Raw genomic sequence first — 13,390 nt, forward strand, 5'->3', positions numbered from 1 at the left:
GGCCGCCCGAAGGCGACCCCCGCCTGGTATACAGTTTTGTGCTTATTCGGATTCGAGCTCGATGTCGATACCCAGAGAACGGATCTCTTTAATAAGTACGTTGAAGGATTCCGGCATACCCGGCTCCATACGGTGATCACCGTCGACGATGTTCTTATACATCTTCGTACGACCATTCACGTCATCGGACTTAACTGTAAGCATCTCTTGTAGAGTATAAGCAGCACCGTATGCTTCTAGTGCCCATACCTCCATCTCACCGAAACGCTGACCACCGAACTGCGCCTTACCACCCAGCGGCTGCTGCGTAACAAGACTATAAGAACCAGTAGAACGCGCGTGCATTTTGTCGTCTACCAAGTGGTTCAGTTTCAGCATGTACATGTAACCAACAGTTACAGGACGGTCAAACTTGTTGCCGGTACGGCCGTCAAACAACGTTGACTGACCTGTGTCGCTCAAACCTGCAAGACGAAGTAGAGATTTCAATTCAACCTCTTTCGCACCGTCAAAGGCAGGTGTAGCTAGAGGTACACCACCACATAGGTTCTTAGCTAGCTCTAGAATCTCATCATCTGAAAAGCTATCTAGATCTTCTGTGCGGCTGTTCATGCCAGCACCCAGATCTGCATTATAGATCTGATCTAGGAAGCTACGGATCTCAGTTACTGTTTCAGTGCGCTCACGCTCCTGATCCAGCATCTCATTGATACGACGACCTAAGCCTTTCGCAGCCATACCCATGTGTGTCTCTAGGATCTGACCTACGTTCATACGAGACGGTACACCCAGTGGGTTCAGTACGATATCTACTGGCTCACCGTTCTCATCGTAAGGCATGTCTTCTACAGGCATGATTACAGAGATAACACCCTTGTTACCGTGACGACCCGCCATCTTGTCACCAGGCTGTACGCGACGCTTAGTAGCAACGTAAACCTTAACAATCTTAAGGACGCCAGGTGCAAGATCATCACCTGTCTGCAGCTTGCTCTTCTTATCTTCGAAACGCTTGTCTAAAGATTCTTTACGATCTTCAAGCTGTTTCTGAGCTAGCTCTAGCTGTTCAACTGCATTTTCATCAGAAACGCGGATGTTGAACCAATCAGATTTAGACAATCCAGCCAGGAATTCAGCTGTGATCTCATCGCCTTTCTTCAGGCCTGCACCACCGTCAGCTTTCAAGCCAACAAGTACACGACCTAGACGCTCGAACGTTGCCTGCTCTACGATGCGAAGCTCTTCGTTTAGATCCTTACGGATTGCGTCAAGCTCTGCCTTCTCGATAGATAGCGCACGCTCATCTTTCTGAACGCCGTCACGTGTGAATACTTGTACGTCGATTACTTTACCAACAGTACCTGTTTTAACACGTAGAGATGTATCTTTAACGTCAGATGCTTTCTCACCGAAGATCGCACGTAGCAGTTTCTCTTCTGGAGTTAGCTGGCTTTCACCTTTAGGCGTCACTTTGCCTACAAGGATGTCACCTGGGCCTACTTCAGCACCGATGTGAACAATACCTGCTTCATCAAGCTTCGCTAATGCAGACTCACCAACGTTTGGAATATCTGATGTAATCTCTTCAGAACCCAATTTCGTATCACGCGCCACACAGGTTAGTTCCTGAATGTGGATAGTTGTGAAACGATCTTCCTGAACTACACGCTCAGAGATTAGGATGGAGTCCTCGAAGTTATAACCATTCCAAGGCATGAAGGCGATACGCATGTTCTGACCAAGTGCTAGTTCACCCATATCAACGGATGGGCCATCAGCCATAACATCGCCAACTTTTACAGTATCACCAGGATTAACGATAGAGCGCTGGTTGATACATGTATTTTGGTTGGAACGTGTGTATTTAGTCAGGTTGTAGATATCTACACCTGCATCGCCCGCTGTTACTTCGTCGTCGTTTACACGAACAACAATGCGGCTCGCATCTACAGATTCAATCAGACCACCGCGGCGTGCCACAACACATACACCGGAGTCTTGAGCTACGTTACGCTCGATACCTGTACCTACTAGCGGCTTATCAGCACGCAGTGTTGGTACAGCCTGACGTTGCATGTTCGATCCCATCAATGCACGGTTCGCATCATCGTGCTCTAGGAATGGAATCAAAGATGCCGCAACAGATACAACCTGACGTGGAGATACGTCCATGTACTGGACTTTGTCAGGTGACATAACTGTAGTTTCGTTTAGGTGACGAACAGTTACAAGTTCATCCAATAGACGACCTTCGTCATCCATTGTTGCAGACGCCTGTGCGATTACGAATGTATTCTCTTCAATCGCAGATAGGTAATCCAACTCATCTGTTACTTTGCCATCTACTACACGACGGTATGGAGTCTCTAGGAAACCATAGTCGTTAGTTCGAGCAAATGTTGCCAAAGAGTTGATCAAACCGATGTTTGGACCTTCCGGTGTTTCGATTGGACATACACGACCGTAGTGAGTTGGGTGTACGTCACGTACCTCGAAGCCCGCACGCTCACGCGTTAGACCACCTGGGCCCAATGCAGAAACACGACGCTTGTGAGTTACTTCTGAAAGCGGGTTGTTCTGGTCCATAAACTGAGACAGCTGAGAAGAACCGAAGAACTCTTTAATTGCAGCCGCAACAGGTTTAGCGTTGATCAGATCCTGAGGCATCAGGTTATCAGATTCCGCCATGCTTAGACGCTCACGAACAGCACGCTCGACACGAACCAGACCTACACGGAACTGGTTTTCTGCCATTTCACCAACAGAACGGATACGACGGTTACCCAAGTGATCAATATCGTCCACGGTGCCTTTACCGTTACGGATATCAATCAAGGTCTTCATAACCTCAAGAATATCTTCTTTGTCTAGTACGCCAGAACCAGTAACTTCTTCGCGACCTAGACGGCGGTTGAACTTCATGCGACCAACAGCAGAAAGATCGTAACGCTCTTCAGTGAAGAAAAGGTTTTCGAACAATGCTTCAGCAGATTCTTTAGTTGGTGGCTCACCAGGACGCATCATACGGTAGATTTCTACCAATGCTTCTAACTGGTTACGCGTAGGATCGTTACGTAGCGTATCAGAGATGAATGGACCACAGTCTAGGTCATTCGTGTACAGAGTTTCGAACTCAGTGATATTTGCAGCACGAAGCTGTTCAACCAGTTCTTCTGTAATCTCAGCGTTACAGCCACAGATCAACTCACCTGTAGATGGATCAATAACATCTTTTGCAATCGCCTTACCAGCCAAGTACTCCATTGGTACTTCAAGCTGTTCCATATTGGCTTTTGCCATCTGACGAATGTGACGAGGCGTGATACGACGACCCGCTTCAACAATCACATTACCTTCAGGATCTTTTACTTCAAAAGATAGTGTTTCACCACGCAGACGATCAGCAACCAACTTCATGTTGATTGTTTCAGACGTCAGGTTCCAAGACGTGTTATCGAAGAAGATATCTAGGATCTCTTCAGCCTGGTAACCCAAAGCACGCAACAAGATAGTTGCTGGCAGCTTACGACGACGGTCAATACGTACGAAGAGGCTATCTTTTGGATCAAATTCAAAGTCTAACCAAGAACCACGGTAAGGAATCACTCGTGCAGAGTAAAGCAGCTTACCAGAAGAGTGTGTTTTACCTTTATCGTGATCAAAGAACACACCTGGTGAACGGTGTAGCTGAGATACGATTACACGCTCAGTACCGTTAACTACGAAAGTTCCGTTTTCAGTCATCAAAGGCATTTCGCCCATGTAGACTTCTTGTTCCTTGATGTCTTTTACGGCTTTGTTGCTGGATTCACGGTCATAAATAACCAGACGAACTTTCACACGCAGAGGTGCTGCGTATGTAATACCGCGTATTTGACACTCTTTTACGTCAAATACAGGCTCACCCAGACGGTAGCCAACATATTCTAGAGATGCATTTCCAGAATAGGACACGATCGGGAAGACGGAGTTAAATGCTGCATGCAGACCAGCATCTAAACGATCTGCTGCTTCAACCCCTGTCTGCAAAAACTTTTTATAGGAGTCAAGCTGAATTGCCAGCAAGTAAGGCACATCCATTACTTGCGGTAATTTACCGAAGTCCTTACGGATGCGTTTCTTTTCAGTGTATGAATAAGCCATCAGTGTTCCCCAGCAAGTGCACCAATTTATAAGCAGGCCGAAAACCCGTTTCGGACTGTGTTACCGCTATATATTTGCTGTCTATAAATAACGGAAAAAGGCCGGTGGCATATAGCCACCAGCCGTCAGCACTTCGAACAGAAATCTGTTCGGATTAGCATGAAGTTATTACTTAACTTCAACAGAAGCGCCAGCTTCTTCCAGTGCTTTCTGAAGTTCTTCAGCTTCTTCTTTGCTAACGCCTTCTTTAACAGCAGCTGGAGCGCCGTCAACGATGCCTTTAGCTTCTTTCAGGCCAAGACCTGTAGCGCCACGTACTGCTTTGATTACGTTAACTTTCTTATCGCCAGCAGCAGTTAGGATAACGTCAAATTCAGTTTTCTCTTCAGCAGCCGCACCAGCATCGCCAGCAGGGCCAGCAGCTACAGCAGCTGCTGCAGTTACACCGAATTTTTCTTCCATTGCTTCGATAAGAGCAACAACGTCCTTAACAGACATTTCAGCAATTGCGTTTAGGATATCTTCGTTAGTCAGAGACATTTTCTATATTCCTGATATTTGTAAGCCCGAAGGCTCATTAAAACTTGTATAAATAAAGGTGCGTATAAACTTACGCAGCTTCTTCTTTCTGGTCGCGAACTGCTGCAATAGTGCGGCATAGTTTGCCGGCTGCAGCTTCTTTCATGCAAGCCATCAGCTTCGCAATTGCTTCGTCGTAAGTTGGCAAGCTTGCTAGCATAGCCACGTCTACAACTTCACCTTCGAATGCTGCTGCTTTCAGTTCAAAGTTCTCATTGTCTTTCGCAAAGTTCTTCAGGATACGAGCGCCAGCGCCCGGGTGTTCCTGAGAGAAAGCAATGATACTTGGACCTTTGAAAGTGTCCTGTAGGCATGCATAGTCAGTGCCTTCAACTGCGCGCTTAGCTAGCGTGTTACGTACAACTTTAAGCCATACGCCGTTTTCACGAGCTTCTTTACGCAGTGCAGTCATATCGCCTACTTCAACGCCGCGGGAATCCGCAACAACAGCAGACAGAGCACTAGATGCAGCTTCCTGGACTTCAGCGACGATCGCTTTTTTATCTTCGAGTCCTAATGCCACGATTTACTCCTGGAGTAGTCTTTCGACTTATTACCAACCGCCTCATTACTGAGGCTTTCCGAGTACGGTGGTTTGATTCAAATACAGAATCTCACCGTCTGCGCAGGCTGGTTTAGCCCATTAAGATAAGGAAACCCCTATCACCTGCGGTCTTTGACGGCCTTCATCTCTGTGTAACAGGTACAGAAGACCCTCAAAAAACCTTTCATGTCGATTAAACTTCTAGAGAAGCCTGATCAACTAGCAAACCTGGACCCATAGTAGTCGACAGGGTTACTTTCTTTAGATACACGCCTTTAGCAGAAGCTGGCTTCAGCTTCTTAAGGTCAGCAACTAGAGCTTCGATGTTCTGCTTGATAGCAGCCGCTTCGAAGTCAGCTTTACCAACACCTGCGTGGATGATGCCGTTCTTGTCAGTACGGAAACGAACCTGACCAGCTTTAGCATTGTTTACAGCAGTAACAACATCTGGAGTTACTGTGCCAACTTTAGGGTTAGGCATTAGACCACGTGGACCTAGAACCTGACCAAGCTGACCAACAACACGCATTGCGTCTGGAGTTGCGATAACAACACCAAAGTCCAGATCGCCACCTTTCATCTGCTCTGCTAGATCTTCGAAACCAACAACATCAGCACCTGCAGCTTTTGCTTTCTCAGCGTTTTCGCCTTGAGCAAATACAGCTACACGAACATCGTTACCAGTACCATTTGGCAGTACAGTAGAACCACGAACAACCTGATCAGATTTACGTGGATCAACACCAAGGTTTACAGCAACATCAACTGTTTCTTTAAATTTAACAGTAGAAAGCTCAGACAGTAGAGAAACAGCATCATCAATCGAGTATGCTTTGCCTGCTTCTACTTTCTCAGCGATAAGCTTTTGACGCTTAGTTAACTTAGCCATTACTCTTCACCCTCAGCAACTAGACCCATGCTACGCGCAGTACCAGCGATAGTACGGCAAGCCGCATCCATATCAGCGGCTGTTAGGTCAGGCATTTTAATCGTAGCGATCTCTTCCAATTGAGCGCGAGTAACGTTACCCACTTTCTCAGTATTTGGACGACCAGAACCACTCTTAAGGCCTGCAGCTTTCTTAAGAAGAACTGCTGCTGGAGGTGTTTTAGTGATGAAAGTAAAGCTACGATCAGCATAAACAGTAATCACAACAGGAACTGGCAAGCCGTTTTCCATGCTCTGAGTTTGAGCATTGAACGCTTTACAGAATTCCATGATGTTAACACCATGTTGACCTAGTGCAGGACCTACTGGTGGAGACGGGTTAGCGCCGCCGGCAGGAACTTGCAGCTTGATATAAGCTTCAATCTTCTTAGCCATTTTTATTTAACTCCTAGTGGGTTCAAACGCCTTACAGCTCCCCATTTTCTCAAGACAGAAAAACCCCAGCTCTCGCTGAGGTTATTCCTTAAAACTCTAAATCAGGCTTTTTCGACCTGACCGAAATCCAATTCAACCGGTGTAGATCGACCGAAGATCAACACTGCCACCTGCAGCTTATTCTTCTCGTAGTTAATCTCTTCAACCACACCGTTAAAGTCAGCAAACGGTCCATCGATAACTCGAACCATTTCACCCGGCTCGAATACAGTCTTCGGACGCGGCTTATCAACACCGCTCTCAACTCGACTTAGGATCTCGTTAGCTTCTGCTTCTGTGATCGGCGCAGGATTACCCGCAGTACCACCGATAAATCCAAGAACGTGCGGCGTATTCTTAACCAAATGCCAGCTCTCATCATTCATATCCATGTGAACCAACACATAACCTGGATAGAACTTACGTTCAGACTTACGCTTCTTACCATCACGTATTTCAACAACCTCTTCGGTAGGCACCAACACCTCACCAAAAAGATCCTGCATAGAATGCAGTTCAATTCGTTCTTTCAGCGTATTCATTACACGCTTTTCGTACCCGGAGTACGCATGAACAACATACCAACGCTTAGACATGCTTATCAGCCTCTTAACCTATTGCTCCAGATACCAACCAGCTCAACAATGAGTCAAGCCCCCACAACGCCAAACCCATAATCAGAACCACAACCACAACAATCGCTGTTGTCTGCGCTGTTTCTTGACGTGTCGGCCATACAACCTTGCGAATTTCCTGCTTTGCTTCTTTAAACAAAGTAAAAAACGCTTTCCCTTTTGCTGTCTGCAGAGAGATAAAACCTGCAATCAGCGCCAACACAAGCAATGCAACCACACGGTAGAACAAAGACTGATCTGCGTATACAGAGTTACCTACAACGCCCGCAGTAACAATCGCTACTACAGCGACCCATTTAAGGGCGTCAAACTTTGAACCTTCGGAATTCACTTTGGCATTCACGCTTAGGGCCTCAGGATTACTTAAAAATAGCTTGTGTCTTGATGCCATCTCAGAGAAGAGATGGCAGGCCAGGAGGGACTCGAACCCCCAACCTGCGGTTTTGGAGACCGCTGCTCTGCCAATTGAGCCACTGGCCTACTGCATAATAGGGAGGCATATTGTATAAGCCTCCCTACCAGTTGGCAATACCTAATTGTTGATTTTATTCAACAATTTTAGATACAACGCCAGCACCTACAGTACGGCCACCTTCACGAATCGCGAAACGTAGACCTTCTTCCATTGCTACTGGGTTGATTAGTGTAACGTCCATTTGAACGTTATCACCAGGCATTACCATTTCTACACCCTCTGGAAGCTCACATGCACCAGTGATGTCAGTTGTACGGAAGTAGAACTGTGGACGGTAACCTTTGAAGAATGGAGTGTGACGACCGCCTTCTTCTTTGGATAGTACGTACACTTCACCCTCGAAACGAGTGTGAGGAGTGATAGAACCTGGAGCTGCTAGTACTTGACCACGCTCAACTTCTTCACGCTTAGTACCACGCAGTAGAACACCAACGTTCTCACCAGCACGGCCTTCGTCAAGAAGCTTACGGAACATCTCAACACCAGTACAAGTAGTAGTCGTAGTTTCTTTGATACCTACGATTTCAACTTCTTCACCAACTTTGATGATACCGCGCTCAACACGACCAGTTACAACAGTACCACGACCCTGGATAGAGAATACGTCCTCGATAGGCATGATGAATGCACCGTCGATAGCACGCTCTGGCTCTGGGATGTAAGAGTCTAGAGTTTCAACCAGAGTCTTAACAGCAGTAGTACCAAGCTCGTTGTCGTCTTCGCCGTTTAGGGCCATTAAAGCAGAACCTGGGATGATTGGAGTGTCATCACCTGGGAATTCGTACTGGTCTAGAAGCTCACGAAGCTCCATTTCAACCAATTCTAGCATCTCAGCGTATTCTTCAGAGTCAGCACCACCACAGTCTTCTGCTAGTAGGTCTGCTTTGTTTAGGAATACTACGATGTAAGGTACACCTACCTGACGAGATAGTAGGATGTGCTCACGAGTCTGTGGCATTGGACCATCAGTCGCGCCACATACTAGGATCGCGCCGTCCATCTGTGCAGCACCAGTGATCATGTTCTTAACATAATCGGCGTGGCCTGGGCAGTCTACGTGTGCGTAGTGACGGTCTGGTGAATCATACTCAACGTGAGAAGTTGCGATTGTGATACCACGCTCACGCTCTTCTGGAGCGTTGTCGATACCGTCAAATGCAACAGCGTCGCCGCCCCATACTTCTGCGCATACGCGAGTTAGAGCTGCTGTTAGAGTAGTTTTACCGTGGTCAACGTGGCCGATTGTACCAACGTTAACGTGCGGTTTTGAGCGTTCAAATTGTTCTTTAGCCATCAGTCTGTCCAGTGCAAATTAATTTACAAAGCGCCAAATATAACAAAGGGCAGATATATTACTATATCTACCCTAAAAAAATAAATTCTGGAGCTCAAGAGCGGAATTGAACCGCCGACCTCACCCTTACCAAGGGTGTGCTCTACCCCTGAGCTACTTGAGCTTAGTCTCACTTGGAGCGGGTAGCGGGAATCGAACCCGCCTCTTCAGCTTGGAAGGCTGAGGTAATAGCCACTATACCATACCCGCCTTACTGTGAATGGTGGTGAGGGGTGGATTCGAACCACCGAAGCTTACGCGTCAGATTTACAGTCTGATCCCTTTGGCCACTCGGGAACCTCACCAACAATTTCAAAACTTCACTGACCTATGAGATGGTGCCGGCACCAAGAGTCGAACTCGGGACCTACTGATTACAAGTCAGTTGCTCTACCAACTGAGCTATACCGGCGTCTCAATGAAGTGGCGCGTATGTTACCACCGACTCAGGGCTTTGCAACCCCTTTACACAACTTTTTTTCAATTTTTACAAAATAATAGTTTTCTTTAACTATTTCTTTGATTTTACTGGATAAATTTCGATCAATTGGTACATCCATCGTCACTATATAATGTTTATCGATAGATTCTCGCGATTCTATACGGCTATTAACTCCCATCTCTGAAAGCTCCGTAACTTGCGCTACTGCTGATTCCCTAGTTTGATAGCCTTCAAGACTGTATTCAAAATCAAGTAACTCATCGCCTACTTCACTCAAGCGATTCTTTTCCAGATAGTCCATTAAAGCTAACCGCTTCTCGAGATCCTGCGGTAAAGAGATCACTATCACATAGTCTGCAGCAACAGTATCAACAGCTTTGTATTCTGCTTGACCGCCTAAACCCACTATAAACTGAGTAACAGCGGCAGCTTTCACATCAGAATCAAAACCAGTAAACCAAATACACTCTTCCCGATTAGCGTGATCGACCTTTAATCTCTCTAAGGTACTCTGATCCATCTCAGCAACCAGCTTTAATGTATTCAGCTGTTTACGCGTATCTGACGCTTCAATTACTTGCGGCTCTATTTGTATAGAATGCCAAAACAGCAATACCGCATTAGCCAACAGAAGGAATAGAAACAACCAGCGAAACATAACTAAGCCAACGCCCAAGTCAAACCATCTAAGACCAAATCTGGCTCTAGGCGCCCGCATCCAGCCATTTTGTAAAAAAGCTCGCCATCACCGCCTGTTATATAGAGCGCGCTATGCTCAATATTCAGATCCGTTACAATTTTTTCTGCTAAAGCAGCAAACGCAAAATCAATTCCGTTAGATACGGCCGAATTTGTATCTTTGCCCGGCTGAGGATTAAAAGACTCAATTGAATGATCGACAAGAATTTCAGATGTATTTTCTAACAGGCCTTTTTGCATCAACCTGAGGCCTGGAATGATATGACCACCTATATGCTGGCCTGCGCTATCAACGTGATCGACTGTAATTGCACTTCCACAATCAACCACACAACAAGCGCCCCCCGCTTTTTTAAAGGCAGCCAACATAGCCAACCAACGATCAACCCCCATCCGTTGCGGATCAACATAGCTATTTTTTAATCCAGCTTGCTCTGCTGTTGTTTTAGCAAATAAAGGCTCGACTTGCTCTAGCCCTTGAAAGATTACCTTCAGTTGCAGGTTTATCTCTTTACCTGCAACTGACGTCACTCTGATTTTTGAAAATTTTTGTAGCCAGCTATCCGGAATTGACTGCTCGCTCAATTCTCGCGTTAACAGCTTACCTCGAGCACCATTCTCTTCGAGCACTCGCCACTTTATAAACGTATTGCCAGCATCTATTTCAAGAATCATAAGTTTCGCTGAACACTCACTTCTCCGCCATGGAAAGCCTGCACGCCAGACGGCGTCTGTAGAAGCAGTGCACCGGAGGTATCAATACCGTTACAAATACCCTCTACTACCTTCTCGCCAACCTGTAATGCGATCTCTTTATTCTGCATCGCATGATAGGACTGCCATTCATCAACCCATGCAGCAAAGCCCTTACGCTCAAACTCTTCAAGCCTTACTACCAGCTGATTAATAACTTCGGCCAATAGTCGATTACGGCTTACTTCAGTACCAGCAATAGTTTTAAGATCGGTCCAAGGCTGATCGATATCTTCCGCCTGTTCCTTTGGCATATTCACATTCATACCAACACCAATAATCACTTGGCATTGACCTGACGCCTCTCCATTTAACTCAATCAAAATCCCTGCGAGTTTTTTGCCTTGGTAAAGCAGGTCGTTTGGCCATTTCAGCTCAACCCCATCAACCGAGAGCACTTCCAACGCTTTAACAAGAGACAGACCTATCAACAGACTCAAACCTTCTAGTGCTGCCGCACCCTGTTCAAATCGCCATACCAACGAGAAATAAAGATTGCGAGCAAAGGGACTCACCCAGTTGCGACCCCGTCGACCACGGCCTTCTGTCTGCTGTTCAGCAACAAACAAACGTCCATGGCAATCTCCCTGCTGAGACTCCTTCATAGCCATCTCATTAGTGGAGGCGATGGTTAACGGAATCTCTGGGCATTTAATTAGCTCAGCAACCTCCGGGCGTAAAGCAGATTTAATCTGCTCATAATCCAGTAGCTCTACACCACCCGGGACACGATAGCCTCGCCCTTTAACACTGTAGACTTCAAGACCGCTTTCTTCGATACGGCGTATATGTTTCCAGATCGCACTACGACTGATTCCAATTTCCTCTCCCAATTCTCGACCGGAGTGGAATTTGCCATCAGCTAGAATAGACAACAACGAACGGAGCGTCATACTACTTTGCCTTCTTTAAATTTTATCTAAAACAATAAAGCTATAGTTGTATGGGTTAGGTCCTTCTGCAGAGAAATCTTCTCTACCCACTTCTTTCCAATTTTCTCGCGCAAACTCAGGAAACCAAGCATCCCCTTCTATTTCTGCATCAACCTCTGTCAGATATAAACGGTCAGCCTTCTCTAACGTTTGCGCATAAATCTGACCGCCACCAATGACCATCGCCTCGGATGCACCATCGATCATTGCTACACTTTCAGCCATATCAATAGCCGCTTCTAGGCTAGAAACAACTTTGACACCTTGAGGCGCATAAGATTCCTGCCTAGAGATAACGATATTGGTGCGCCCAGGTAGTGGGCGACCTATAGATTCATAGGTATTTCGCCCCATGATAATCGGCTTACCCATAGTTACCTGTTTAAAGTAACGTAGATCTTCAGGTAAGTGCCATGGCAGCTTATTGTTAACGCCAATCACTCGATTTTTAGCTTGTGCAACAATAATTGCTAAGTTCATCGAAACTCCTAATCGACTTATATCGCTAAGATATTAAGCATCATTTTATATTCTTACCAAAAATACTTAACATTCGGTAACATAATCTCACTGAATTTAAACACAGGGTTAAGCACAAACCAATGAGACAATACCTAGATCTGTGCCAAAGAATTATCGATGAAGGCGTTTGGGTAGAAAACAAACGCACAGGCAAACGCTGCCTTACCGTCATTAATGCTGATTTAACTTATGACGTCGGCCAAGGGCAGTTCCCTATGGTGACTACGCGCAAGTGCTTTTACAAATCAGCGATTGCAGAGATGTTAGGCTATCTCCGCGGTTATGATAACGCAGCAGATTTTCGCAAGATTGGCACCAAAACATGGGATGCCAATGCCAACGATAATGCTGAGTGGCTAGCTAATCCATATCGCAAGGGTGAAGATGATTGCGGCTTCATCTACGGCAAAGTAGGCAGAAACTTCCCAAAACCCGATGGCGGCAGTATCGATCTATTACGCAAAATTGTGGATAACCTATCAAACGGTATTGATGACCGTGGTGAGATCTATACCTTCTATCACCCTGGCGCATTCCACATGGGCTGTTTACGACCTTGCATGTATAGCCATCATTTCTCACTATTAGGCGATACACTTTACCTAAACAGCACTCAGCGAAGCTGCGATGTGCCATTAGGTCTGACATTTAATATGGTGCAGGTGTACTTCTTGCTAGCAATCGTAGCGCAGATCACCGGTCACAAACCGGGCAAGGCCTATCACAAAATTGTGAACGCCCATATTTACGAAGACCAGGTTGAGTTAATGCGCGATGTACAGCTTAAACGTGAGCCGTTACCGTTACCGACCTTTAAGATCAATCCAGATATCAAAACACTGGAAGATTTGGAAACATGGGTAACCGTTGATGACTTTGAAGTTGAAGGTTATCAGCACCACGACTCAATTCAGTACCCGTTCTCGGTTTAAATCAGACAATAAAAAAAGAGGCCTATTTGGCCTCTTTTT

The 13,390-nt window shown here is 46.0% G+C and carries 13 protein-coding genes and 5 tRNA genes; 1 reads left to right on the forward strand and 17 read right to left on the reverse strand.

The annotated features are described in order from the left end of the window. Window positions 1–42: 42 nt before the first annotated feature. From rpoB to folA, 17 genes are all read right to left on the reverse strand, one after another. Window positions 43–4,143 (reverse strand): DNA-directed RNA polymerase subunit beta, encoded by a 4,101-nt coding sequence (gene rpoB / locus ACMXYN_RS16595; protein WP_415892757.1) that lies wholly within the window; start codon window positions 4,141–4,143, stop codon window positions 43–45. Between the two features lie 168 nt (window positions 4,144–4,311). After that, window positions 4,312–4,683, reverse strand: a complete 372-nt coding sequence (gene rplL / locus ACMXYN_RS16600) for a 50S ribosomal protein L7/L12 (protein ID WP_007021372.1) — start codon at window positions 4,681–4,683, stop codon at window positions 4,312–4,314. A 70-nt stretch (window positions 4,684–4,753) separates the two neighbouring features. Further along, window positions 4,754–5,245: a 50S ribosomal protein L10 gene (gene rplJ / locus ACMXYN_RS16605; RefSeq protein ID WP_415882744.1), complete on the reverse strand. Its 492-nt coding sequence runs from the start codon at window positions 5,243–5,245 to the stop codon at window positions 4,754–4,756. Between the two features lie 214 nt (window positions 5,246–5,459). Further along, window positions 5,460–6,155, reverse strand: a complete 696-nt coding sequence (gene rplA / locus ACMXYN_RS16610; protein ID WP_415892758.1) for a 50S ribosomal protein L1 — start codon at window positions 6,153–6,155, stop codon at window positions 5,460–5,462. Beyond that, window positions 6,155–6,589, reverse strand: a complete 435-nt coding sequence (gene rplK / locus ACMXYN_RS16615; protein ID WP_415892759.1) for a 50S ribosomal protein L11 — start codon at window positions 6,587–6,589, stop codon at window positions 6,155–6,157. The genes rplA and rplK overlap by 1 nt, the downstream gene beginning before the upstream one ends. Before the next feature lie 101 nt (window positions 6,590–6,690). Continuing rightward, window positions 6,691–7,224: a transcription termination/antitermination protein NusG gene (gene nusG / locus ACMXYN_RS16620; RefSeq protein ID WP_415882746.1), complete on the reverse strand. Its 534-nt coding sequence runs from the start codon at window positions 7,222–7,224 to the stop codon at window positions 6,691–6,693. Window positions 7,225–7,237: 13 nt separating this feature from the next. Next, a complete protein-coding gene (secE, locus tag ACMXYN_RS16625) occupies window positions 7,238–7,654 on the reverse strand; it encodes a preprotein translocase subunit SecE (protein ID WP_415882747.1) in 417 nt (138 codons plus the stop codon). A gap of 13 nt (window positions 7,655–7,667) precedes the next feature. After that, window positions 7,668–7,743: transfer RNA gene (locus ACMXYN_RS16630), tRNA-Trp, on the reverse strand. Between the two features lie 65 nt (window positions 7,744–7,808). After that, entirely contained in the window at window positions 7,809–9,032 is a 1,224-nt protein-coding gene (tuf, locus tag ACMXYN_RS16635; RefSeq protein WP_415892760.1) for an elongation factor Tu, read from the reverse strand. 88 nt (window positions 9,033–9,120) lie between these two features. Further along, window positions 9,121–9,195: transfer RNA gene (locus ACMXYN_RS16640), tRNA-Thr, on the reverse strand. 11 nt (window positions 9,196–9,206) lie between these two features. After that, a tRNA-Gly gene (locus tag ACMXYN_RS16645) sits at window positions 9,207–9,281 on the reverse strand. Window positions 9,282–9,292: 11 nt separating this feature from the next. Next, window positions 9,293–9,376: transfer RNA gene (locus ACMXYN_RS16650), tRNA-Tyr, on the reverse strand. Between the two features lie 31 nt (window positions 9,377–9,407). Then, a tRNA-Thr gene (locus ACMXYN_RS16655) sits at window positions 9,408–9,483 on the reverse strand. A gap of 34 nt (window positions 9,484–9,517) precedes the next feature. After that, window positions 9,518–10,171, reverse strand: coding sequence for a hypothetical protein (locus ACMXYN_RS16660; RefSeq protein WP_415892761.1), 654 nt, complete (start codon window positions 10,169–10,171; stop codon window positions 9,518–9,520). Between the two features lie 2 nt (window positions 10,172–10,173). After that, window positions 10,174–10,887, reverse strand: coding sequence for a type III pantothenate kinase (locus tag ACMXYN_RS16665; RefSeq protein ID WP_415892762.1), 714 nt, complete (start codon window positions 10,885–10,887; stop codon window positions 10,174–10,176). After that, the gene (gene birA / locus ACMXYN_RS16670) at window positions 10,884–11,858 is read right to left on the reverse strand and encodes a bifunctional biotin--[acetyl-CoA-carboxylase] ligase/biotin operon repressor BirA (RefSeq protein ID WP_415892763.1); all 975 of its coding nucleotides are present in this window, start codon (window positions 11,856–11,858) and stop codon (window positions 10,884–10,886) included. The genes ACMXYN_RS16665 and birA overlap by 4 nt, the downstream gene beginning before the upstream one ends. 15 nt (window positions 11,859–11,873) lie before the next feature. After that, on the reverse strand, window positions 11,874–12,377 hold the full coding sequence (folA, locus tag ACMXYN_RS16675; RefSeq protein ID WP_415892764.1) for a type 3 dihydrofolate reductase: 504 nt from the start codon (window positions 12,375–12,377) through the stop codon (window positions 11,874–11,876). A gap of 122 nt (window positions 12,378–12,499) precedes the next feature. Between folA and ACMXYN_RS16680 the strand changes: the two genes are divergently transcribed. Beyond that, entirely contained in the window at window positions 12,500–13,351 is an 852-nt protein-coding gene (locus ACMXYN_RS16680) for a thymidylate synthase (RefSeq protein ID WP_415892765.1), read from the forward strand. The last annotated feature ends 39 nt before the right edge of the window (window positions 13,352–13,390 follow it).

Source organism: Neptuniibacter sp. PT8_73 (genome assembly GCF_047778045.1).
In the GTDB taxonomy this organism is placed as follows: Bacteria; Pseudomonadota; Gammaproteobacteria; order Pseudomonadales; family Balneatricaceae; genus Neptuniibacter.